Annotated in this window: 22 protein-coding genes; 13 read left to right on the top strand and 9 right to left on the bottom strand. The window is 70.0% G+C overall.

The genetic code is table 11. The features are described from left to right. Nucleotides 1-176 precede the first annotated feature (176 nt). Both ACIBI5_RS32685 and ACIBI5_RS32680 read left to right on the top strand, forming a co-directional pair. Nucleotides 177-392, top strand: coding sequence for a hypothetical protein (locus ACIBI5_RS32685; protein ID WP_397252588.1), 216 nt, complete (start codon nt 177-179; stop codon nt 390-392). Nucleotides 393-576: 184 nt separating this feature from the next. Continuing rightward, on the top strand, nt 577-786 hold the full coding sequence (locus ACIBI5_RS32680; protein ID WP_397252587.1) for a hypothetical protein: 210 nt from the start codon (nt 577-579) through the stop codon (nt 784-786). Nucleotides 787-2099: 1313 nt separating this feature from the next. Here ACIBI5_RS32680 and xerC read toward each other — a convergent pair. The 4 genes from xerC to ACIBI5_RS32660 all read right to left on the bottom strand — a co-directional run bounded on the left by xerC (nt 2100) and on the right by ACIBI5_RS32660 (nt 6278). Continuing rightward, on the bottom strand, nt 2100-3815 hold the full coding sequence (xerC, locus tag ACIBI5_RS32675) for a tyrosine recombinase XerC (RefSeq protein WP_397252586.1): 1716 nt from the start codon (nt 3813-3815) through the stop codon (nt 2100-2102). Then, nucleotides 3812-4102, bottom strand: coding sequence for a helix-turn-helix transcriptional regulator (locus tag ACIBI5_RS32670; protein ID WP_397252585.1), 291 nt, complete (start codon nt 4100-4102; stop codon nt 3812-3814). Before ACIBI5_RS32670 ends, xerC begins: the two co-directional genes overlap by 4 nt. A gap of 335 nt (nt 4103-4437) precedes the next feature. Beyond that, on the bottom strand, nt 4438-5355 hold the full coding sequence (locus ACIBI5_RS32665) for a TRM11 family SAM-dependent methyltransferase (RefSeq protein ID WP_397252584.1): 918 nt from the start codon (nt 5353-5355) through the stop codon (nt 4438-4440). Continuing rightward, nucleotides 5355-6278 (bottom strand): hypothetical protein, encoded by a 924-nt coding sequence (locus ACIBI5_RS32660; protein ID WP_397252583.1) that lies wholly within the window; start codon nt 6276-6278, stop codon nt 5355-5357. Before ACIBI5_RS32660 ends, ACIBI5_RS32665 begins: the two co-directional genes overlap by 1 nt. A 551-nt stretch (nt 6279-6829) precedes the next feature. Here ACIBI5_RS32660 and ACIBI5_RS32655 point away from each other — a divergent pair. From ACIBI5_RS32655 to ACIBI5_RS32640, 4 genes are all read left to right on the top strand, one after another. After that, entirely contained in the window at nt 6830-7051 is a 222-nt protein-coding gene (locus ACIBI5_RS32655; protein ID WP_397252582.1) for a hypothetical protein, read from the top strand. Between the two features lie 23 nt (nt 7052-7074). Continuing rightward, the gene (locus tag ACIBI5_RS32650; RefSeq protein ID WP_397252581.1) at nt 7075-7242 is read left to right on the top strand and encodes a hypothetical protein; all 168 of its coding nucleotides are present in this window, start codon (nt 7075-7077) and stop codon (nt 7240-7242) included. Between the two features lie 377 nt (nt 7243-7619). Then, nucleotides 7620-8471 (top strand): hypothetical protein, encoded by an 852-nt coding sequence (locus tag ACIBI5_RS32645; protein WP_397252580.1) that lies wholly within the window; start codon nt 7620-7622, stop codon nt 8469-8471. A 296-nt stretch (nt 8472-8767) separates the two neighbouring features. Next, the gene (locus ACIBI5_RS32640; RefSeq protein WP_397252579.1) at nt 8768-9172 is read left to right on the top strand and encodes a pilin; all 405 of its coding nucleotides are present in this window, start codon (nt 8768-8770) and stop codon (nt 9170-9172) included. Between the two features lie 10 nt (nt 9173-9182). Here ACIBI5_RS32640 and ACIBI5_RS32635 read toward each other — a convergent pair whose 3' ends face one another. Then, complete coding sequence (locus ACIBI5_RS32635) at nt 9183-9479, bottom strand: hypothetical protein (RefSeq protein WP_397252578.1); 297 nt, start codon at nt 9477-9479, stop codon at nt 9183-9185. On the opposite strand from ACIBI5_RS32635, the gene ACIBI5_RS32630 reads away from it, so the two are divergent. The 7 genes from ACIBI5_RS32630 to ACIBI5_RS32600 all read left to right on the top strand — a co-directional run bounded on the left by ACIBI5_RS32630 (nt 9463) and on the right by ACIBI5_RS32600 (nt 19384). Further along, complete coding sequence (locus ACIBI5_RS32630) at nt 9463-10884, top strand: hypothetical protein (protein ID WP_397252577.1); 1422 nt, start codon at nt 9463-9465, stop codon at nt 10882-10884. The genes ACIBI5_RS32635 and ACIBI5_RS32630 overlap by 17 nt on opposite strands. Then, on the top strand, nt 10881-11849 hold the full coding sequence (locus tag ACIBI5_RS32625; protein WP_397252576.1) for a PrgI family protein: 969 nt from the start codon (nt 10881-10883) through the stop codon (nt 11847-11849). Before ACIBI5_RS32630 ends, ACIBI5_RS32625 begins: the two co-directional genes overlap by 4 nt. Beyond that, nucleotides 11846-13711: a VirB4 family type IV secretion system protein gene (locus tag ACIBI5_RS32620; RefSeq protein ID WP_397252575.1), complete on the top strand. Its 1866-nt coding sequence runs from the start codon at nt 11846-11848 to the stop codon at nt 13709-13711. Before ACIBI5_RS32625 ends, ACIBI5_RS32620 begins: the two co-directional genes overlap by 4 nt. Then, nucleotides 13708-16242 carry a type IV secretory system conjugative DNA transfer family protein gene (locus tag ACIBI5_RS32615; protein ID WP_397252574.1) on the top strand — a complete coding sequence of 845 codons (2535 nt, stop codon included), beginning with the start codon at nt 13708-13710 and terminating at the stop codon, nt 16240-16242. Before ACIBI5_RS32620 ends, ACIBI5_RS32615 begins: the two co-directional genes overlap by 4 nt. A gap of 89 nt (nt 16243-16331) precedes the next feature. Then, nucleotides 16332-17357: a replication-relaxation family protein gene (locus ACIBI5_RS32610; protein ID WP_397252573.1), complete on the top strand. Its 1026-nt coding sequence runs from the start codon at nt 16332-16334 to the stop codon at nt 17355-17357. Beyond that, nucleotides 17354-18337, top strand: coding sequence for a C40 family peptidase (locus ACIBI5_RS32605; protein ID WP_397252572.1), 984 nt, complete (start codon nt 17354-17356; stop codon nt 18335-18337). The genes ACIBI5_RS32610 and ACIBI5_RS32605 overlap by 4 nt, the downstream gene beginning before the upstream one ends. Nucleotides 18338-18652: 315 nt before the next feature. Next, nucleotides 18653-19384 carry a hypothetical protein gene (locus tag ACIBI5_RS32600; RefSeq protein WP_397252571.1) on the top strand — a complete coding sequence of 244 codons (732 nt, stop codon included), beginning with the start codon at nt 18653-18655 and terminating at the stop codon, nt 19382-19384. 84 nt (nt 19385-19468) lie between these two features. Here the strand turns inward: ACIBI5_RS32600 and ACIBI5_RS32595 are convergent, their stop codons facing one another. From ACIBI5_RS32595 to ACIBI5_RS32580, 4 genes are all read right to left on the bottom strand, one after another. Next, entirely contained in the window at nt 19469-19906 is a 438-nt protein-coding gene (locus ACIBI5_RS32595; RefSeq protein ID WP_397252570.1) for a ParB N-terminal domain-containing protein, read from the bottom strand. Continuing rightward, nucleotides 19899-20453 (bottom strand): hypothetical protein, encoded by a 555-nt coding sequence (locus ACIBI5_RS32590; RefSeq protein ID WP_397252569.1) that lies wholly within the window; start codon nt 20451-20453, stop codon nt 19899-19901. The genes ACIBI5_RS32595 and ACIBI5_RS32590 overlap by 8 nt, the downstream gene beginning before the upstream one ends. Continuing rightward, a complete protein-coding gene (locus ACIBI5_RS32585) occupies nt 20450-20986 on the bottom strand; it encodes a hypothetical protein (RefSeq protein ID WP_397252568.1) in 537 nt (178 codons plus the stop codon). Before ACIBI5_RS32585 ends, ACIBI5_RS32590 begins: the two co-directional genes overlap by 4 nt. Before the next feature lie 65 nt (nt 20987-21051). Beyond that, nucleotides 21052-21684 (bottom strand): hypothetical protein (locus ACIBI5_RS32580; protein WP_397252567.1); only part of this gene is annotated, 633 nt, incomplete at its 5' end.

Here is a 21684-nt window from a genome sequence, read left to right as displayed (position 1 = left end):
ATCCCGATGCCGGTGACGGTGGCGGTGCTCGTCGTCGGGCGAGCCTGTTCGCAGGTGTCGTGCTCGGGCGCCGGTGGCGGCTGCGGCGTAAGGCGCTCAACGGCCGTTCGTTGTTCGGCCCCTGAATCACACTCATCCCATCCGGTTCCGTGTCTTCGCATGTTTCGTTTCGTGAAATGGAGTTCGTCGTGTCCCGTCGTCATCTGATCAATGGGCTGCTGGTGGCGTTCACCGCCGCTTTCGCGACCTTCTCCGTGGTGGCTCCGGCCGGGGTGGTCCGGCCGGTGGCGGTGGGGGTGCTCGGACTGATCGTGGCCTGGGTCGTCGCGGTGGTGGTGTGGGCTGGTTATGTCGTGTGGCGGCGTCGCAAGCAGAACCAGCCGTCCGCCTGAAGATCGCCCTCCCGGAATACCGCCGCCGCCGTACGCGGCTGCCTGCCCCGTCCCTTTCCCCTCTCCTGACCGTCCTCCGGAGTCGACCATGTCCGATCCCGTCCCCTCGGCGATAGCCGAGCAGGCAGCCCTCTACCTAACCGAGCTGCAGCGAGTGTTGCAGGCGCGGGGTTTACTCGCGCGGATGCTAACCGATGCTGGGCGGTTGCCGCGTCTGCGGGTGATCAACCCGGAGGCCGCCTCCCTGGCCGAGGTCGTGTCGGCTTCGCCGCGGGAGGGTGAGTGGTTGTTCTGGTGGTCGTGGGCAGGGCCGATCGTTGAGGTGGCCTACCCGGACCGGGCGGCCGAATGTGTGGGGCGGGTGTTGGCGGTGGCGGCCCCGGACACCGTCTGACCGGCACGGGGTCATGCTGACCGGGGCCGGGTGCTGTCGGCCCCGTGTCGCGGGCCCTGTCGTGGCTGTCAGGGGCCGGGACCGGCGGCCCTAAGCCCTGTCACTACGGTGACCCGTTCGTGTGGGGCGGGGACGTGGGTGGCAGCGCCCTGACCCGCGCCCCTCCGACTTGGGGTGTCTGGCGGTGGCATCCCAAGCCGGGGGCCGGGGTGGGTGAGGGCAATCTGAATGGCTTCTCGGATGGGACACCGGGTGGTGGGCGACCGTGGCCGGTGTCCTGTTCGAGTCCGAGGTGGCCGCGTGGTGTGCAGCGCGTGGTCACCGGTGGTGGCTGGCTGCGTCCGGCAGTCGGCCACCCGCCTGTGCGGCGATCACGCGGGTCCCCCGCTCGCGTCGGATCGCCGCCCGTGGGGCGGTCCTTCACCTGGGAGGGAGCCATCGCGAACGCCGACTCCGCGATGGGAGGGGCCGCCCCTCTTCAACCGAAAGTGAACCAACGAGATTGCCGAAGGCTTCTCGGGAACGCGACCAGAGGGCGGATGCGTAGGCCCGCCTGGCCGTATTCCCGAGAACCGGGTGGCCGCGAGCGCCTCTTGCAACCGCGGGCGCGGTCACCGGGTGGCTGGCCGGATAGCCGAGGAGGTCTGGTCAGCCACCCTCCGGGAACGACCGGGTGGTTCCCCTTCCGCCCGGTCAACCGGTGGGCGGCCCCCTCCTATGCGCTGGTGCGGAGCGCGGCTGCACAGGCCGTGAGGCGCGGAAGGGGGCCGCCCGCCCTTTGAGAACTTCATGATCGTCCGGTAGTGGCACGCTCCCAGTCATCGCGGGTGCCGCTACCGGACCCGGACCCCTCCGGCGGGCGGGTTGCGCGCAGGCAACCGTGCCCGTCAAGGGGGAGGGGAGGTGGCTGCTCGGGCCTCCGCTGTGCGGAGAGCAGCCACGCCCCTTGGCTGACCGTCCTGGAAGCCCGGTCGGCCGACGCTGATGGTCTGGTGTAGCCGCTGACTCACCAGGCCGTGGGCGGGCGGCTCCAGCAGCGTCACACGAGTGTGGGATCCGGGGCCCGCACACGAACGCTGGAGCCGCCACCCCGGGACTCTATGGAAACGTCCGGCAGCGGTGGCGCTACCTCCCTCGTGCCCTGCTGCCGGACCCTTGGGGCGTTCGGGACGTAGCGCAAGGCGGGGAGTCTTCTTCCCCTATGGGCCGCTCATCCCGTCCCGAAGCCCTCTCCGTTCCCGCTGCGGGGGAAGGGAGAGAAGAGGAAAGGGGAGGTAGGTCAGCGCACGCTGACCCACCTCCCCTTCTCCGACCTAGTTGGTGGGCAGGTGGATCACCGTCCCACCGGCCTCGCCGGATGCCGCACCCTTCGCTCCTGCCCGTGTGCCCTGGCGAGTGGGTGGTAGCGGCCGGGGCGCGGGTGCGGGTGTCCCGGTCAGGAACGCGGCCGTCGCCTCGGCCGCGGCAGCAGCCGCTTCCGGGTAGACGCTGATGTAGGTGTCGCGGGTGAACGACGCCGTGCGGTGCCCGAGCGCTTTTTGCACCAGGACGGCATCCGCCCCGGCCGCGAGCATCGCTGTGGCCGCCAGATGCCGCAGGTCATGCAACCGGATCGGTGGCAGCCCGGCCTGGTAACAGATCGCGTAGAAGCGATCCGTCACATACTGCGGATGCAGAGGCCGGCCGATCTCGTCGGTGAAGACGAACCCGGACTCCACCCAGTCCGCTCCCGCGGCCAGCCGCTCCCGCGCCTGCCGCCGTTCGTGCTCCTTCAGCCAGGTCATCGACTCGGCGTCGACGGCTATCTCCCGGTCGCTGGCATCGGTTTTCGGGGTGCTCTGGATGGGGTCCCAGCCGAGCTGGGTGATCTGCCAGTGAATCCCGATCCGTGACGCCTGGTAGTTCACATCCGGTTTGCGGATACCGACGCCCTCCCCCCGGCGCAGGCCGTTGATCGCATACAGCCGGTACAGGGCGAACAGGCGATCCTTTCGGGCGTAGGTGAGGAACTGCTGGGTCTGCTGCGGGGTCCACACCATCACCGGTGAGGGACGCGGCGCACCGATGTAGGCGACCACCGGGTCGACCCGCTTACCCTCTTTGCCTCCCTTGGCCTCGCGTGCCCGCTTGAGCAGGTCCAGGTGGGCGGCGTGGTCGAGGCGCCACTGGGCGACCCGCTCCTCGGTCCACACCAGCGCCTTGGGCCGGGAGGCCGCAACGAGTTCGACGACGGCGGCCGGGTTGAAGTCCAGCAACCGGTCCTGCCGGATGGCGATGTTCAACGCATGCCGCAAGGTGGCGCGGATGCGGTGCATCGTGGTCGGGCCGACCGGACGCCGATAGCGCACCGCCCGTACACGGGCCGGATCGCCGCTGGCGCGTTCGGTGGCGATGATGTCGTTGAACTCCTCGATCGCGTCGAACATGCCCGCGACGTCCGACACGCGGAGCCGGTCCAGCCGGATGTCCCCCAGGTACGGGATCAGATACAGCCGGATGTGCGACTCGTACGAGCGCCGGGTGGTGGGCTCGATGGCCCGCTTGCGTTTGAGGAACTCTTCCAGCCACTCGCCGACGGTGATGTGCCGGTTCAGATCTTGATGGGTGCGGACTTTGCGCCGTACTTCTTCGGTGTCGGGAAGCTGCATGGTGGCCTTGAGCACCGACAGCATCAGCGCGGTGATCTGCCTGCGGACGGCGGGGTCGGGGTCGAGGGCGAGCAGGCCGCGGGCGTGATCCAGCTCCGCCTCCGCGTCCTCCAAGGTGAGGAAGCCGCGCCGCCGTAGCGGGGTGCGGCGCTTGCCGTCGGCGTGCGCGGGGAGTTCGAGCTGGTAGGCCCAGGTGCCGTGGGTCGAGCTCCACCGTTTCCCGCCGTTGGCGTGCGTGGTGCGCAGCTTCGGACACGTCTTGCCGATGTTCTTGCCGGTGTCGGGATCGATGCAGGCGCAGATCTTGTGCGTGGTGCCCTTGGCGACGGTCGGCTCCTTACCGGCCTTCGTCGTGCACGGGTTGTTGGCCATCGTGATCATCCGTCCTGTCCTTCTTGTCCTGCCGGACGGCTGCTGCTGTCCGGGCTGGGTGTGATCGCGTCGTTGTGTTGTTCGGGGTGGTCGAGCAGCGCCCGGAGCCCGCGTATCGGTACGGCGTATCGGCCGCCGATGCGCAGCACCCGGCACGGGAACGCGCCCGCTTTGGCGAGCTGGTAGGCCTTGGTGCGGCCGATGCCGAGCAGCCGCCCGGCCGCCAGCAGGCTCACCACCTCCGGCCGTCCGGCCGTCTCTGCGTCGAGGGGCTGGTTCGGGGTCGTGCTGGTCATGCGTCACCTCCATGCGCGTGGATGGATAGGGGCCGGTCGGGGCGCGCGGGATGCGCGACCCGTGCGGCCGGGCGGGCTGTGGCAGGGCGCTTCGCCGCCATCCCGGCCCCGCCCGGTCACCGGGCCGGGGTGTGGCCGTCCCGTTGGCGGCGGGCCGGTCACAGCCCCGGCATGCCGGGGTTCGATGCGGGGTTGGGGTTGGGGTTGGGGTTGGGGTTGGTGGCGGCGGTATCGACGCCCACCTTGTTGGCCCGTGTCAAGCGAAGTCCGCAGGTCAGGGCTCGAACCCCTGTTCGCGGCCCGCATCCGGATCAGGAACAGGGGCCCATGGGGCGCTACTCCAGTTCGCGGCCCTCGCGGAGGTGGGAGCCAGGGGCGGCCGGCCCCGGTCGAGCCGTCGGTGGGAGCGCGAACACCAGGAGGTCCTCGTGCGCCACCGCGTGGATGGGCACACCGCGTGCCCAGGCCTTGCGGGCCTCGTGGAGCTGAAAGAAGCTCGCCCGGTTCAGCAGGACGCCGTCGCCGATCCCGCACAGCAGGCAGGCGATCCGGTCGGCGAACACCAGCCCCGCCTGCCGAGCGACCTGATGGACATGGCCGGGCAGGTCGACCAACTCACCCCGCACCCGGTAAGGCCGCACCGTGACCGCCACCACCCCGCCCGGCCGCAGCAGTTCCACGCACCCCGTGAGGATGCGGCCGAACCCCTCCAGCAACTGCGGGAGTAGCTGGTGGGCGAGGTTGCCGCGATCGGCGGAGTAGTACTGGTTCCACTTACGCACCCCCGGTTGGCCGGAATCGCGGGTGGAGCGGATGTGGCCGTGGGTGTAGGCGCCGTACGGCGGCGAGGTCAGCACCAGCGCCGCCCGCCCGGCCAGGTCCGGCAGCAGGCAGGCGATGTTGCGGGCGTCCCCGGCCACCACCCGGCCGAACCCTTCCGCGCCCTGCTTGCGGGCGTAGGCGAGGTTGGCGACCGCCAGGCGCGCCCATCTCTCCTCGTACTCCACACCCGCAGCGTGCCTGCCCAGATGCGCGGCCTCGACCAGGGTGGTGCCGATCCCGCACATCGGATCGACCACCAGCTCACCCGGCCGGGTGTAGGTGCCGATCACCCGGGCGGCGATGGACGGCAGCATCTTGCCCGGATGCCGCATCGACTCCGGCACATACCGGCCTCGCCGCTGCACCCGCGAGGGCTGCTGACCGGTCGCCCACACCGACTCCGTCATCGTGGCGTGCGTCTGCTCGGTCATCAGTGAGCACCTCCAGCCTTCGCCGCGGAGGTCGCTGCGTGCGCACGTGAGCTCGAAGGCATGGTCAGTTTGCGGAAGAGCAGCACGTCGCTGTGCGCGGGTGCGCTCGCCGCCGACCCGGCGCACTCCGGCCGTTCCTGCCAGGTGTCCAACTTGCCGCGTTCGCAGAAGCGACGGCTGCTGGAGGCGGGCCGGCGCAGGGCGATGATGTGCTGCAGATACACCAGCCCGGCCGCGCGTGCCTGGGTGATGATCTGCGGCAGCGGGTCGGGCGCGCCGTCGGCGCGGTGGCGGCTGGTGATCACGGCCAGGTGCCCGCCCGGCTTGACCAGCCCGGCAGCCGTGGAGATGTCGTAGAGCAGGGCGTCTTCGGCCGAACATGGGTACTCGGGGCTGTGCTGGTTGCACAGTTGCTCCGACACCACCAGCCCGGCGCTGCCGGTCAGGTCGGCCAGCAGCGGTGGGGTGTCCGCGCCTGGCGCGTCGGTGATGCGTGCGTCGACCCTGTGCAGGTCGTAGTCCGGGTGCATTCGGGCCAGCCGCGTCCAGGTCACCCCCGCGTCTCCCGCGAAGGTGTAGATGGCCACCGGCAGGCGGCCAGCCGTCAGCGCGGCCGAAACGACCTGGTGGTCGCTGGCGGTCAGGTGGATGACTCTCTCGCCTATGCGGGTGCAGGCGGCGATGAGGTGGCGGGCCAGCGGGCCGCTGACCGGGTGGCAGCAGCCTGCTTGGCAGGTGGCGTCCGTTTCGCAGTCAGCGGCGGCCAGCCACACCGTCAGCGGCAGATGCCCCCGCGCCGGGTCCGACACCTCGCGGTTCACCGTGAGGTCGCCGCGCGGATCAGGGGTCAGTACGGCGGGTGCGCCGTACTCGTCGTAGAAGTCGTAGTCGAATGTGACGCGGTGGTTGATGGGCTTGGTCATTTGGGTGTGGCCCGAGCACCGGGTCACTGATCCCTGTCACTTATCCAAATACCTGCCGCCAGGGTCGAGTTGGGACGGGCCGTCAAGCAAAGATCGCGTCATGCCGGTCCGTACCGCGCTCGACCCGGCCCCCCGGCTGAGGTGTCACTGAAGGGCCTCTTCCTCGGTTGTTCACAGGCTGTGGACGGTCTGTGGCGGCGGTGTCGCCTGCCAGATCATCGAGGCCATTCCGGCATCCGATCGGGCGCATTACCGCACCTCACATCTGCCATTCACCCAACGTGTCCGCTCGATTACACCCATACTGGTGCGGCGTGCGGGTCGGATGCTGGAGGGGGGTCCGACCCGTTGGGGGCGTCCTGGCCCCGGCCGTCGTTCGCGCCGGGCCAGCGCCCCACCTCATCGCGGCTCCGGCCGCCAGCCCCACCCCACAACTGGCACTGTTTTCGCAGGTCACAGCGTTTTCGGACAGATTCCGGGCAACGCCCGGCGGGGGCGGCATACGCTGAAAACAAGCCCCTGCACGGATGAGGCCACGGGAGGTGGACGGGTTGCCGAGCCGTAAGGATGAGCTGGCCGAACGCCGTTTGGCCAAGCTGGTCGTTCAGGTGAAGGCGATGATGGCCGCCAATCTGAAGCCGGAGTACGGCGGCTTCTACGGCCAGCTTCTGCTCGCCCCGGACGCGGTGGCGGAGCTGGGTGAGTGGCCGAGGTCCGCAAGGCCGCCCGTGCCGCCGGGCGGCAGCTCGGCTGGAAGGTCCGCACCCACCTAGGCGAGGACGGGACGCTACTGGTGATGGATAGCCGCGACGCCCCCTCAGAGATCCGGATGCTGGCCGCCCACCGCGCGGCCGAGGCCACCGCCGCCCTCCTCACCGGCGCCCAGAACGAAGCCCGCATGCGCCGCACCAGCCAGCCCACCTTCCCCGGCCAGCCGGATGACGAGCCCGGCCAGGACCTCTGAACACCTGTCCGACGGCCGTCGAGCGCGATGACGGTGCCGCAGGTGATCGTCGACCGCGCGTGAAGCGGGCCGCCCCCAGTTCAGGGCGTCTACCCCTTTGACGCAAGCTTGACCCGAGAATCTTGGACGGGTCCGGTTCTCGCAGGTCAGCGCCGGTTTCCGCGCCCAGCATCGCGGAGGGCCGTCTGCCGCCGCCAGCCGTGCCCACGCCGCACTTTTCGGCGTTTTCGCAGGTCATGCATGGTTTCGGAGTATGGGCTAACGCTGTGTGATCTTTGCCGTGCCCGATGTCTGATCATTTTCTGTGGGTTTCTTGTACGGGCGCTCTGACCGGATGGCGACGTCTCAACCGCCTCTCCGCATCGGGAGCGTCGCCCATGTTCCACACCTCGGTCCACCTCTCCACGGCCCCCACCCCGGCCACCACCCCCGCGACCTTGACGGCCCCGGCCACCACGCCCGCACCCCTCACGAGTTCGCTGCCGCTGGATGTGGCCGGGCACGCCTTCGACCTGCTCATGCGCGGCCCGCAACCACTGTCGGTTGACGGGGCCGCCCTCGGTGAGGGGCTCCCGGCCCGGCTGATCCCGCTGGATGAGCTGCGGCAGCTTCTGCTGCGCCGGTCCTGCACGCGCACCACCCGCGACCACGTCTGGCGGCACCTCATCACCCAGGCCCGCGCCCACCGGGGCGCGTGGATGGTGGCCGCCGTCGCGCTGGCTCGCCCGATGCTGGGCCGCCTGGTCACCGCCCTCGCCACCAAGCTCCCTACCGAGCACACCGACCATCCGGACCGGCTCGCCCGGATGGACCAGGAAGACCTCGAAGCCGAGATCCTGACCGCCTTCATGGAAGCCCTCATCCGGGTCAACCTGGCCTGGTCGCATCCGCTGCTGCGGCTGTCCCGGCTGACCCAGTTCACCGTCCTGCGGGCACTCGCGGTCGAGCCGCCGCGCCTGCTGGACGACCCCGACCAGCTCGACCATGCCGAGAACGGGCAGCAGACGCTCGCCTACCCGGCCGGCCACCCCGACCTGCTGCTCGCCCAGGCAGTCGCCGAAGGGGTCATCACCCAGGCGTCGGCGGAGCTGATCGGGCTTACCCGGCTGGAGGGCATCGCGCTGTCGTCCTACTGCCGCCGCCGTGGCCTGCTCTACTGCACCGTTCTCAAGCGCCGTCAGCGCGCGGAGAACGCGCTCTACCAGGCGATTCTCGCCCGCCGCCTGTAGCGATCGGACCGGGCGCCAGCGCGCGTTCGCGAGCAAAGTGCGCGCAAAGTCCGCTGGCTCCGATGTCTGATCTCGGCTCTTCGACCAGGTCTTTGGACAAGTGAAGGCAGCGCGGATTTAGGGGCGCCGAGCCCGGCAGCGGGACCGTGCCTGGTTACCGGTCCCTGTCACCCGGCCCAGCCCACCCACTCCGCCCTCGAAGGAGGACGCCCACCCGGCCCCGCCGCCGGGCTCGGCCCCCTCCGCGCCGCCTCCACCACCGCACCACCCGCACCAGAACTTCCGGGGGACAGCCCATGACCCGCCCACGCCGCACCACCACCTCGCAAGCCCACAGCCTCAAGATTGCGCTCGCCGCGCTGTTCGTCCTCGTCACAATCGCCCTGGGCATGCTGCTCAGCTACGCCCTCGCCCACGCCACCACCACAACGGTCACCGTCTCCGGCCAGGTGCTGGCCGCGCCGCCGGACTCGCTGAACACGGTGATCGACAACCTGCGCAACGTCATCGTCGGCCTGCTCGTGGCCCTGGCCACCCTCTTTCTGACCGTCGCCGGGGTTCGCTACATCTTGGCCGGTGGCGACCCCGGCGAGGTCGAGGCCGCGAAGAAGGGCCTGCGCTATGCCGGGCTCGGCTATGGCGTCGCCGCTCTGGCCCCGCTGCTGGTGACCATCCTCAAAGGCATCGTGGGGGCAGAGTGAACCGCCTCCATCAGAGGCGACGACCGCGCAGACGGGCAGGCTGGCTGCACCGCGCGTTTCTCGTCTGGGCGCTGCTCACGATGACGGCCATCGCGAGTTCCGTTGCGACGTCCACCCCGGCCATCGCCGACCCCGCGCCCACGCCGTCACCCACAACGAGCGCCAGCCCGAAGCCGTCGCCGCAGGTGACCTGGATTCCACCCGCCGCACCATCCACCACCTCGCCGTCAACACCGGGCGGGGTGGCCGAGTGCGGGTGGATGGATGTCGGGTGCAAGCTCAACCAGGCGATGAACGGCTGGTTCACCGGCCTGGTCACCGACGCCATCCAGCCCGCCTTCGTCCTGGTCGGCAGCGCCCTGCTCGCCGCCCCGCCTCCGCTGATGCTGGAGCGCGTCCGGGAGCTGAACAGCCACGTGCGGTTGATCGCGAACGCGCTGCTGGTGTTGATGGTGCTGGCGGCCGGGGTGATCGTGATTGCCTATGGCAGCACCTCGGGCCTGTCGACCACGCCCGGCGAGGTCCTCCCTCGCCTGGTGATCGCGGTCATCGCTTTGAACGCCTCGTTGACGATCTGCCAGTACGCCATCGAGTTGGCCAACGCGATGGTCGCCGCGCTGCTCGGCGACGGCGTCGACGCCACCCGGACCGGGAACCTCATCGCCGCCAAGGTCGACGGCCTGATCAAAGACCCGAAAGGCATCGTGCTGTTCCTGGTGCTGCTGATCGCGGTCGCGGTGGTGATGGGGTTCCTGCTCGCCTTCATCGGCATCATCCGCATCACCCTGCTGCTGTTCCTCATCATCGCCGCGCCCCTGGCCCTGCTGTGTCATGCGCTGCCGCAGACCGAGGGCGTCGCGAAGTTGTGGTGGCGGTGCGTCTTCGGGCTGCTGGCCATCCAGGTCCTGCAAGCCATCGGTCTGATCTTGGCGTTCAAGCTGCTGCTCACCGACTCGGCCGCTGCTTATCCGCTTGCCCCCGCCAATCCGAGTACCGGGGATGCGATCGAGGCGATGATGCGGCCGACCGCCAACCGGGCGCTAGACATTCTGATCTTGATCGGCGTCTTGTTCGTGCTGATCAAGATCCCTGGTTGGGTGGCCCGCACCATTTGGCAACAAGGCCAGCCGAACATGCTGAAACGGCTGATCAAGGCCGTGATCATCTACAAGACCCTCGGTGCTGCCCGTGCCCTTGGCCAAGGCCGACGTGCAGCCGCCGCCGGCAAAGGGGCCACGGCAGCCGCGCACCGGCACGGCGGGCCAGGCCGAGGCAAGGGCCGTGGCGGCGCTGGCCCGAAGCTGGGCGGCCCGAACAAACCTCAGCGCCCCGGTCCCCACTCATCGACGGGAGCCGCCGTGCCCAACCGTTCACCGGCCTGGCAGCAGCTTGAACTCCCGCTCAGCCTGCCCGCTCACGCCCCGGCCGCGCCGACACCGGAAGCCACCGCCGCCTCGGCGAGACGGGCGCGGCAGGGCACCCAACTCGCGCTGCCGTTCCCCGTCACCCGCGTCCCGCGCCCACCCACACCACCCGGCGCGTCCAGGGCCACGACATCGGCTTCGGGGCCGTGGATTCGCCCCCGGCCGCCGTGGGTGCAAGACCGGCTCCCCGGCATGCCCACCCGCCAACCGCGCCCCGGCCAGCTCCGCCTGCGGCTCGACCCGCCACCCCGCCGCACCCCGCGCCAGCCCAAAGGGGGGAACCGATGAAACACGACGCCGAGCCGCCGCCGCTGCTGGCCCGCATCCCGGCCAACATCAACCAGCCCGACAAGATCGCTTACGGGCTCACCATCCGCCAGCTCCTCATCGTCGCCTTGACCGGTGGGATCGCCGCCGCCGTCTACTACCTGCTCCACCGGCTCCTGCCCGTGGTCATCCTGGCGGCGATCCTGCTGCCGCTCGTCGCCTTGGGCATCGCCATCGCGCTCGGACGGCGGGACGGGCTGAGCCTCGATCGGTTCGCGCTGGCCGCACTGCTGCACGGCCGGGCCAACAAGCGGCTGGTGGCCGCGCCCGATGGGGTCACAGGGCCGCCTCGGTGGTGTCGCCTGCGCGGCAAGCTGCCCGCCCCGTTGCGGCTTCCGGTGCGGGCGATCCACACGGACGGTGCGCTCGAACTCACCGACGGCGGCGTCGCCGTGCTGGTGGAGACCGGCACGTTGTCGTTCCACCTGCGCACCACGGGCGAGCAGGCCGCTCTGGTTGGCGGGTTTGGCCGGTGGCTGAACTCGCTGGAAGCGCCCGTGCAGTTGCTGGCCCGAGCCCGGCTGGCCGACCTGACCGGCCTGGTCGAAACCATCGACGCGCGAGCCGACGAGCTGCCGCACGCGGCGCTGGCCCAGGCGGCGCGCGAGCACGCCGCCTACCTGGTCGACCTGAACACCTCGCGCGAGCTGCTGACCCGCCAGGTCCTCGTCGTGCTCCGCGACCACCCCGCCCGCAGCCGAGGACGGCGCTCGGTCCGGCGCGACGCCTCGGCCGCGGTCGTCTTGCGCCGCGCCGCAGAAGCCGAACGCGCCCTGGCCGCACTCGGCATCACCACCCGCGTTCTGGACGCCGATGAGTCCGCCCAGGCGCTCACCGAGTGCCTCGACCCCGGAGCCGCGCATCCCGCCGGCCAAGCCCTGCCCGACGAACTCATCACCTCCGCCTCGACCAGGAGTACGTCATGAAACTGCGCCGCCGCACCCGCGATCACGAGCCCGGTGTCCTGGCCCATCCCGCTGCTGTCGGTGTGGGCGTGCGGACCATCACGCTGCCCGGTGCCGTGTCCGCGTCGTTCGCGGTGGCCGGCTACCCGCGCGAAGTCGGCGCAGGGTGGTTGGAACCGCTGCTCACCTACCCCGGACACCTCGACGTCTCCTTGCACATCGAACCCATCCCGCAGCAGGTCGCCGCGATGCGGCTCCGCCGCCAGCTCGCCCGCCTCGAATCAGCCAGCCGCGCCGACGCCCAGCACGGCCGCCTCCAGGACTTCGCCGCCGAAGCCGCCGCCGATGACGCCACCGACCTGGCCGACAGCCTCGCCCGAGGCCACGGCCGCCTGTTCAAGGTCGGCCTGTATCTGACCATCCACGTCCCAACAGAGCCAGAGCTGGCCGTCGAGGTCGAACGCGTGCGCACGCTCACATCGTCACTGCTGCTCGATGCGCAACCGGCCACGTTCCGCGCCTTGCAGGGATGGACCACGACATTGCCGCTCGCCGTCGACTCCCTGAACCTGACCCGCACTTTCGACACCACGGCGCTCGCGGCGAGCTTCCCGTTCACCTCGCCTGATCTCGTGAGCGAGGTGAGTGAGAGCAGCGTGTTGTATGGGCTGAGCGCCACCGGCACCGGGGTCGTCCTGTGGGACCGCTACGGCCAGGACAACCACAACTCCGTCGTCCTCGCCCGGAGCGGGGCGGGCAAGAGCTACTTCACCAAACTCGAAACTCTCCGCCTGCTCTACCAAGGGGTCGAGGTCGCGGTCGTCGACCCCGAAGACGAGTACGCACGCCTCGCGCGAGCGGTCGGCGGCACCTGCCTGCACCTGGGCGCGGCCGGGGTCCGGTGGAACCCGTTCGATCTGCCCGCCAGCCACGGCCCGCGTAATGACGTGCTCGCCCGTCGGGCGATGTTCCTGCAGACCCTGATCGCCACCATGCTTGGCGGCCCGCTCAGCGCTCAGACCCGCGCCGTACTGGACTCGGCGATTTTGGCCACCTACGAGGCTGCCGGAATCACGCGCGACCCGGCCACGTGGACCCGGCCCGCACCCCTGCTCGCCGATCTGGTCACCACCCTTACCGAAGCTCAAGGCGGGGAAGGCGGCGAGTCTGCAGGAGCCGAGCTTGCCGCGCAGCTCGCCCCCTACGTCACAGGCTCCTACCGCGCCCTCTTCGACGGGCCCACCACCACCCAACCCGCCGGGCACCTGACCGTCTTCTCCCTGAGGGACCTGCCGGAGGAGATGAAGGCGGTCGGCACCCTGCTCGCCTTGGACGCGATCTGGCGGCGGGTGGCCAATCCCCGCGACCGCAGGAAGCGGCTGGTCGTCGTGGACGAAGCCTGGCTCCTGATGAAGGAGCCCGAAGGGGCGAGGTTCTTGTTCCGGATGGCCAAGGCCGCCCGTAAGCACTGGGCCGGGCTCGCCGTCATCACCCAGGACGCCGCGGACCTGCTCGGTAGCGAGTTGGGGCAAGCGATCGTGGCCAATGCCGCCAACCAGATCCTCCTCCGTCAGGCGCCGCAGGCCATCGGCGCGGTTGGCGACGCCTTCGACCTGACCGACGGCGAACGCCAGTTCCTGCTCACCGCCGAACGCGGCGAGGCACTCCTGGTGGCCGGGCCGGCGAGCCGAGCCGCCTTCCACATCATCGCCTCACCCGCCGAAGCGGCCCTGGTCACCACCGACCCCGCCCACCTGGCCGAACTCGACCAACACCCCGAGCTCGGCCAAACACCTGCGCCACCGCCTGTGCCGACCACCTTCACCGCCACCACCAACACCAACCACAACAACCACGACGATGAGGAAGGCGACCCGCTATGAACCACCCGATAAGCACCGGCCCCGAGAGCCCGTGCCTGCTGTGCGGGATCGACGAACACGACGTCCAGAAGGCCCTCGATTTCCTGGCCGAGCTGCCCGCCCGGCTGCCGGAGTTCGCCCTCGCCTACGGCCCCTACCTTGCCGCTGCATGGGCCATCATCTGGACGGTGGTGCGTGGCGTGCGTTACCTGCTCGGCTGGGCGCACCACACCGACATGACCCCGCGAGCCAGGTTGATCGAGATCTCCTCGCCGCCGCGCAGCGACCCCGAGGGGGCGCTGGTGTTGTGGCGGCAACTCGTCGGGCTGCTGCGGCCCGCCTGGGCGCGGTTCTTCACCGGGCAGCCGCACCTGGTGTGGGAGTACCACGGCAGCGACGCCGGAGTCCGCATCCGGCTGTGGGTGCCCGGCACCGTACCGCCCGGCATCGTGGAGAAAGCCATCCAGGCCGCCTGGCCCGGCGCGACCACCACCACCTCGCCAGCCACCTCACCGCTGCCCGAAGGCGCGCCGGTCGCGGGCGGCAGGCTGGTGCTGGCCGGGCCCGAGCATTTTCCGCTCACCACCGACCATGACCACGACCCCGCCCGCTCCCTCCTGGAAGCGATGAGCGGCCTGCGCGAGGGCGAGCACGCCGTCGTGCAGATCCTCGCCCGCCCCACCACCGGCCGCCGCCTCCGGCACGCCTACCGCGCCGCCGCCCACCTACGCGGAGGCGGCAGCCGCAACCAGCTCGGCCGACTCTTCGACGCCATCCTGCCCATGCCTGCCGACTCGCACGACCGTCACCGGTCCGGCGAGCTGGCTCGCGACTTCCCCGAACGGGCGGAGCAGGTGCGGGTGATTCTCGCGAAGGCCGGTCAGCCTCGCTATGAGGTGGCCATCCGCTACGCCGTCTCCACCAGCCGCGCACCTGTCTCCGCAAGTACCTCGGAGGGTATTGCTCAGGGCCGCGCGAACACTTCTGCTCTGCTCCGCGGGTGGCTGCGAGGTCAAGCCCACACTCTCGCCGGCGTCTTCGCCCTCTTCACCGGCAGCCACCAGTACCTGCGCCGAGCCCGCCTCTTCCGGCCCGCCCGCGCGATCAGCTCGCGGCGTCTCGACCGCGGCTATCTGCTGTCCGTCTCGGAGCTGGCCATGCTCGCGCACCTGCCGTGGGACATCGACGCCCCCGGCGTCACCCGCGCCGGAGCCCGCCCCGTCGCGCCGTCCCCGGCCGTACCCCGCAACGCGGCGAACGGGGCCGTACGCGTCCTGGGGGACGCCGACAGCGGCCCACGACGGTCCGTCGCGCTACCGGTACAGGACGGGCGGCACCACACCCACGTGCTCGGCGGCACCGGCGTCGGCAAATCCACCCTGCTCGCGAACATGGTCCTGGCCGACGCAGCCGCCGGGCGGGGAGCGCTGGTCATCGACCCGAAGGGCGACTTGATCACCGACATCCTCAATCGCCTCCCCGAGCGAGCGGTCGGCAAGACGGTGGTGTTCGATCCGCAGGACCCGGCTCCGCCACCGTCGATCAACATCCTCGCCGGGCACGACCCGGCCTTCGCCGTCGACTCCGTGGTGACCATCTTCCACCGCTGCTTCTCCACCGCCTGGGGACCACGCGTGGACGATCTCCTGCGTTCCACGTGTCTCACGCTCACCTCGGTCCTGGGTCGCAAGGCGACCTTGGCGGATGTGCCGAGGTTGCTGACCGACTCGGCGTTCCGTACCCGGACCACGGCCGAGCTGCGCGATGAGCTGCTGGCCGGGTTCTGGCAGTCCTACGAAGCCCTCACCCCGGCCGGGCAGGCCACCGTGATCGGGCCGGTCATGAACAAGCTGCGCGCCGTGCTGTTGCGGCCGTTCGTGCGGCAGGCGCTGGCCAGCCCGGACACCACCATTCCCATCGGCCAGCTCCTCGACCGGGGCGGCCTGGTGCTCGCGCGCTTGCCGAAGGGCATCTTGGGCGATGACGCGGCCCGGTTGTTCGGCTCCATCCTGCTGGCCCACACCTGGCAGGCCACCACCCGCCGCTCCAACCTCGCCGAAACCGACCGGCCCGACGCCTCCCTGGTGATCGATGAGTGTCATAACTTCTTGAACTTGCCCGGTCACATCAACGATGTGCTGGCCGAGGCGCGCGGTTACCGGTTGTCTCTGGTGCTGGCGCACCAGCACCTGGACCAGCTCCCTACCGATCTGCGCGAAGCGCTGTCGGCCGACGCGCGGAACAAGGTGTACTTCAACGCCTCACCCAAAGACGCCGGCGAGCTCAAGCACCACACCGCGCCCCTGCTAACGCCGCACGACCTCACCCACCTCGGCGCCTACCAAGCCGCCGCCCGCCTCGTCGTCGACGGCCAGCAGACCTCCGCCTTCACCCTGCGCACCCGGCCCCTGCCCGCTGCCATCCAGGGCCGTGAAGCCGAGATCCGACACGCCTCCCGCCAGCGCTTCACTCACCAAGCAGCGGCCAAGAGATCAGGCCACACAACCGAAAGAACCGGCCCGGCCATCGTCTCGGACCCCAGCCCTTCCTGAACCCGGCCGTCCCCGAACGCGGCCGTTCTCGAATCCGGCCCTTCCTGATCGACGGTTGTCCTCGCCCTGCCCGAACACGGAGGTTCGCCATGCCCGACAAGCCCTGCAACTGCCCTTGCTCTTGCACGCCGACCAATCCGCCCGCTGCCCGCCAGGCGGCCCGCAAGCTGGCCCGGCTCACCATCCAGCCCATCCCGGCATCCCAGCCCCGACTCGACCCCGCCGCCCTGCCCGCACTCGCCGCCCGCCTGACCGAACGCGACTACCAGATCCTCGACCACCTGCACCGCCACCAGGTCCTGACCACCCACCAGATCCAGCGCATGTTCTTCGGCATCGTGCAAGCCACCCGAGCCCGCATGACCACCCTGCTCGCGCTCAACGCCGTCGTCCGCTTCCGGCCCTGGGCCGGATACGGCGCAGGCTCCGCCCCGATCCACTGGGCCCTGGGCAAAGCCGGAGCTCACGTCCTGGCCGCCCGCCGCGAGGTCACCGTGAAAGAGCTCGGCTACGACCCCGACACCAAGGTCTCCGCCTCCTCCCGGCTCCATCACCAAGTCGGCGTCAACGACTTCTTCTCCCGCCTGCACGCCCACGCCCGCCACACCCCCACCACCGCATTGAAAGCCTGGCTGTCAGAAAAGGAGTGCGGCAAACAATGGGGCGACTTGGCCCGCCCCGACGCCTACGGCTGCTGGACCGAGAGCAGCCGCCAGATTGACTTCTTCCTCGAGCACGACACCGGCACCGAACCCCTCAAACGCGTCGCCGCCAAAGTCGACCACTACCGCGACCTCGCCGAGGCCACCCGCTTCTCCACGCCCGTGCTGTTCTGGCTGCCCAACCGCACCCGCGAAACCAACCTGCGCAAGCTCTTCAACGAGGATGACATCCCGGTCGCCACCGCCGTCCACTCCCACAACGGCGACAGCCCGGCCGGACCCATCTGGCTGCCCGCCTTCGCCGAGGCCGGGCAGCCGCGCATGCGGCTGGCCGATCTCGACCAGGGATGGCCCCACCTGACCCTCGGCACAATCCCCGATCAACCTGACACCAGCCAGGACGAGAACGCCTTCCTCGACCGCATCTTCGGCCAAGAGGAGAGCGAGAGGTGAAGACCGCCGCGGCCGGCGCCGCCCTCCTGCTGCTCATCGTCTTGGCGCTTTTCGCAGCCGCCACGAGCATCCTGACCGGCTCGGGCACGCCCGGCGGGGTGGCCTGCGCGATCACACCCGAGATGGTGAGCAGGACGGCGGGCGGGCCGGTCGCGGCCTCCCCGGCAGCTACCGGCCTCGCCTCCACGCTAACTCTGGATGGTGAGCAGCAGACCCATGCCGCGCTGATCGTCCAGATCGCGATGGAACGCGGTCTGCCCGCGCGGGCGGCGGTGATCGCCGTCGCGACCGCTATGCAGGAGTCCAAGCTGCGGAACCTGACCTACGGTCATCTCGACAGCCTCGGGCTGTTCCAGCAGCGCCCCTCCCAGGGGTGGGGGACGCGCGAGCAGGTCCTCGACCCGCGTTATGCCACCGGCACCTTCTATGACCGCCTGGTCAAGGTGAAGCGGTGGGAGCGGCTTCCGCTTACTCAAGCCGCGCAAGCCGTTCAGCTTTCTGGCTACCCCGATGCCTACGCCCAGTGGGAGTCGCTCGCCCAACGCGTCGTTGACGCGCTGGCGGGAACGTGTGTGACCGTCATCCCGGGCGAACGTGTGGCGGCGGTCATCGCCTACGCCCACGCTCAGCTCGGCAAACCCTACGTGTGGGGAGCCGAAGGTCCCAACGCCTTCGACTGCAGCGGCCTCACCATGCGCGCCTACCAGGCCGCCGGAATCTCCATTCCGCGCGTCGCCGCCGACCAATGGCGGTACGGCCCGCCTATCCCACGGGGGCAGGAGCAGCCCGGCGATCTCGCCTTCCTTCGTATGGAAGCCGACGGGCCCGGCCACGTCGGCCTCGTCATCGGAGGCGGCCAGATGATCCACGCACCCAACAAGCGCACCGTCGTCAAAATCGACACCTACCACCGCCATGACTTGATCGGCTTCTCACGCCCGGCCGCCCACGCACGGACCGGCCGGACCGACCCGCGCTAACCCGCCCACAGCCCGTGGCGGCAGGACGGCAACAGGGGCCGGGGCGGGGCCATGGGGGCGGGGGACGCCGTACCGGCCCCCGTAGGGCCGCACCGGGCCCACAGCCGCCCGGCCCATGATGCCTACCCGCCCGACACCGTCACGGCGGCGGGTGACGCCGTGAGCCCGGTGCCGCAGCGACGAAAGTCCGTAGGTGCAGACATAAATCCGCAGGTGAATGGCCTTTTCCTGTTTCTCGAAACTTGTGGTCACGCAGAGCGATGTGGCCGATACTGGCCGGGACATCTCCAGTAGATCCAAGTGAAGGAGCTCCCCATGCCCCCCGTGTCCGCTGTACGGCTCGCCGCGTTCCCGCTCGTCGTCACTCTCTCCGAGTACCCTGACGAGCCGATCAAGATCCGGGCCAAGCACAAGGTGGCCGGCATGCTCCTGCTCGACCGCCACCAGGTCAAGAGCCTCGATCCAAGCTGGAACGTGCCCGGTGCCTACATCCTGCTCGACCGCCCCGATGCCGAGGGCCGGTGGGGAGCCTACGTCGGCAAGGCCACCAACCCCGGCCTCCGCAACCGCGTCCTGCAGCAGCTCAAAGTACGTGGCCACTGGTATCGGGTGCTGGTCATCCGTTATGAGTCCAACGACGATGAGAAGCTGAACAGCGCCGAGGCCGGCTGGCTCGAAGGCGAGATCTACTACTGCCTCGACAGCACCGAAAACGTCGACCTGCACAACCGCAACCGCCCCCAAGACGCCACCCTGTCCATCGAGGACGAGGCCAGCCTGCGCGACTACATGATCCCCATCGAGTCCACGCTCCACCTCATCGGCCACGCCCTCCACCACCGCGACCCCCATGCTCCAGACGACGGCGGCCCTGTCGTTAAGAGGATCAAGCCTGCACCTGCGCCGGAACCACCTCGCTCATTCGTCAGCGTGCTCGGCCTCGGAACCAACCCACCCATTGAGGCCATCATGGAGAAGGGCGCCATGGTCAGGGCAGGTAAGCGTCAACCCCGGGCGACGCCCAAGCCGCCAGGCTCGCCTGTGTGAGCCGGTGGTGCAGGAGGTATGCCCCGGCCAGCGCACTGGAGTTGTGCTGGGCGGGGCATGCCCCCTATGTCACCGGATCAGGCGCTACCTCAGGTGGCCCTGGCCCTTCTCCCCGCCGTGCATCCGGCAGGCGAGTTCCTCCTCGGCCGTCAGCACGATGGCCGATAGCTCGGGTACTTCGGTGGTCAGTGCCTTGTACAGGCGGTGCCAGCCGTCGATGATCAGCATGCCGCCGTTCGGCACGGTGGCCACAATCAGCGGCTCGGACAGATCCGTCTCGGCGGCGTGCTCGCGGTTGATGGAGACCAGCTGGAGCATGCCTGCCCATTCCCGGGATTCGATCCGGCCTTCCGGCGCGCGGCCCTGGGTGAGCTTCTTGGCTTTGGTGATGTCCCATCGCCAGGCCATCATCTGGAAGAACTCCACCCGCGAGCGGTCGGCCCGCCCAGAGGCGGAGATCCTCGTAACCGGCGGCTGCGAGGCGGCGGTGGCACGCTCGCCGCTGGCGGTGCAGTCACTCATGACGTCCCCGCCCGGCCGAGCCGGAGGGAGCCTGCTCGGGCTCCGGGCAGGTCGGTGCGAGGGACATCGCCTGTTCCAGGAAGGTTCGAGCCGCCTGTCGCCGGATCAGGTCCATGGCCCGGTAGAGGTGGATGAAGGTGAACTCGTGGTCGACGTCCGGTGTCATGATGCCGACGGACAGGGAGACATCCGGCGTGCTGTCGTCTTCTTCGAGACAGAAGCTGATCAGGGGCAAGAACCTGGCCAGTGCCTGCCCCTGGTCGCCTCCCGCGTCCCGGATTTTCCGTTCGACCAGCGCCCACCAGGTCCCGAGCGTCTGAGCATGCAGCATCTCGTAGAGCTGCTCGGCCGTAGGCTGCTGCCCCCGGTGGAGCTTTCTGGCGATGCCGTCGATGCTACGCCGCTGCGTCTGGCGGGCCTGCGCGATGACCGCCTCCACCGACAGCGCCTCCTCCCGCGCGGGCGGGGTGGGCGTGACGGGGGTGGGTGTGACGGGGATGGGGGAATCGCCGGGGGTGGGTTCGCCGGTGGTGGGGTGGCCGCTCATGCCGTCGCCTCCTGTCCGGCCGAGCCGGAGGGAGACTGCTTGTGCTCCGCGGAGGAGGCCGGCGCGAGGGAGCCCGCCTGCTCCAGGAAGGTTCGAGCCGCGTCCTGGCGGATGAGGGCCAGCGCCCGGTCCAGGTGAGCCAAAGCCAGCTCCTGCACACTCTTGAGCTCGAGGGCATCGAAGGTGCAGACCGGGTCGCACGGCGCATTGTCCTCCAGGTAGGGGCTGATCCAGGAGACGTACTTGGCGACCGCCTTGGCCGGAGTCAGCCCTCGGCCGATGGGGCTGTAGCGGATGTGCCGGTCGATCATCAGCCACCACCCGCCCACCTTCTGGGAGTGCAGGGTGTCGTAGAGCCGCTCGGCGCTCAGTTGCTCCCCTCGGGCGAGCCGGTGGGCGATGTCGTCGGCGTTGCGCCGCCGCGTCGTGCGGGCCTGTTCGATGATCTCCTCCACCGACAACGCCGGGCTCGGCACGGCGGGGGCGTCGGGCGGGGGTGTGTCCGTGCCGGGGATCGGGGTGGACTCGGGCATGGTCGGAACCTTTCTGTGGGTGGGGAGGCCAGCGCCGGGGTGCGCTGGCGTGGTCGGCTGGTCGTTCACGGCGTGTCCGATGTAGGGGGCTGCGCCGGAACGGGTCCCGGGTGCGTGTGCGGGCCGCTGGGGTGGCGGGGGTCCACGGGCAGGCCGGGCCCCGGATGGTCGGCTTCCTCGCCGGACTCGGCGAGGTGGTGGGTGAGGAGTTCGCCGCTGGCGTTGAGGAAGTCACGGGCGGCCATGCGGGCGGCGTGGGCGAGGGCGTGATCGAACAGGGTTCCCGGCCGTCTGGCGGGGGCTTCGTTGGTCAGGAAGTGGCGGGCCATGGTGCGCACGCGCCGCAACGCGTGGTCGCAGGCCAGCCTCCTCAAGGTGATCTGCCCGTCGACCACGTCCCACCAGGCGCGGCTGGTCTGGGCGTAGGCGGCGGCGAACACCTGCTCGGCGGAGAGAAACTCCCCGTTCTGCAAGGCGGCGACGGCCTCGGCCGCCGCCGTGTAGTAGGCGTGACGGGCGGAGGTGATCTTCTCGGCGGTCAGCTCATCGACCGAGCACCCCGCCTCCTCGACCGGTTCGGCGGCGGTGAGGTTCGAGGCGGGCGCGGCGTTGCCGGTTGTGCCGTACGGGGGAAGGGGGCCGGGTTGGTGAAGGTTGTCCATGGAGGTGGTCCTTTCGTCGGTGACATGGGCTTGCCG

Source organism: Nonomuraea sp. NPDC050540, assembly GCF_044457485.1.
GTDB lineage: Bacteria > Actinomycetota > Actinomycetes > Streptosporangiales > Streptosporangiaceae > Nonomuraea.
The sequence above is the reverse complement of the archived record's forward strand: the minus strand, read 5'-3'. Positions and strand labels throughout refer to the sequence as shown.

Coding starts and splice junctions, on each gene's coding strand:
- xerC (WP_397252586.1), bottom strand. CDS start 3,815: ATGATCACGATGGCCAACAACCCGTGCACGACGAAGGCCGGTAAGGAG.
- ACIBI5_RS32625 (WP_397252576.1), top strand. CDS start 10,881: ATGAAACACGACGCCGAGCCGCCGCCGCTGCTGGCCCGCATCCCGGCC.
- ACIBI5_RS32630 (WP_397252577.1), top strand. CDS start 9,463: ATGAACGGCTGGTTCACCGGCCTGGTCACCGACGCCATCCAGCCCGCC.
- ACIBI5_RS32620 (WP_397252575.1), top strand. CDS start 11,846: ATGAAACTGCGCCGCCGCACCCGCGATCACGAGCCCGGTGTCCTGGCC.
- ACIBI5_RS32660 (WP_397252583.1), bottom strand. CDS start 6,278: ATGACCAAGCCCATCAACCACCGCGTCACATTCGACTACGACTTCTAC.
- ACIBI5_RS32680 (WP_397252587.1), top strand. CDS start 577: ATGCTAACCGATGCTGGGCGGTTGCCGCGTCTGCGGGTGATCAACCCG.
- ACIBI5_RS32600 (WP_397252571.1), top strand. CDS start 18,653: ATGCCCCCCGTGTCCGCTGTACGGCTCGCCGCGTTCCCGCTCGTCGTC.
- ACIBI5_RS32585 (WP_397252568.1), bottom strand. CDS start 20,986: ATGCCCGAGTCCACCCCGATCCCCGGCACGGACACACCCCCGCCCGAC.
- ACIBI5_RS32590 (WP_397252569.1), bottom strand. CDS start 20,453: ATGAGCGGCCACCCCACCACCGGCGAACCCACCCCCGGCGATTCCCCC.
- ACIBI5_RS32610 (WP_397252573.1), top strand. CDS start 16,332: ATGCCCGACAAGCCCTGCAACTGCCCTTGCTCTTGCACGCCGACCAAT.
- ACIBI5_RS32650 (WP_397252581.1), top strand. CDS start 7,075: ATGGATAGCCGCGACGCCCCCTCAGAGATCCGGATGCTGGCCGCCCAC.
- ACIBI5_RS32670 (WP_397252585.1), bottom strand. CDS start 4,102: ATGACCAGCACGACCCCGAACCAGCCCCTCGACGCAGAGACGGCCGGA.
- ACIBI5_RS32640 (WP_397252579.1), top strand. CDS start 8,768: ATGACCCGCCCACGCCGCACCACCACCTCGCAAGCCCACAGCCTCAAG.
- ACIBI5_RS32595 (WP_397252570.1), bottom strand. CDS start 19,906: ATGAGTGACTGCACCGCCAGCGGCGAGCGTGCCACCGCCGCCTCGCAG.
- ACIBI5_RS32685 (WP_397252588.1), top strand. CDS start 177: ATGGAGTTCGTCGTGTCCCGTCGTCATCTGATCAATGGGCTGCTGGTG.
- ACIBI5_RS32645 (WP_397252580.1), top strand. CDS start 7,620: ATGTTCCACACCTCGGTCCACCTCTCCACGGCCCCCACCCCGGCCACC.
- ACIBI5_RS32665 (WP_397252584.1), bottom strand. CDS start 5,355: ATGACCGAGCAGACGCACGCCACGATGACGGAGTCGGTGTGGGCGACC.
- ACIBI5_RS32615 (WP_397252574.1), top strand. CDS start 13,708: ATGAACCACCCGATAAGCACCGGCCCCGAGAGCCCGTGCCTGCTGTGC.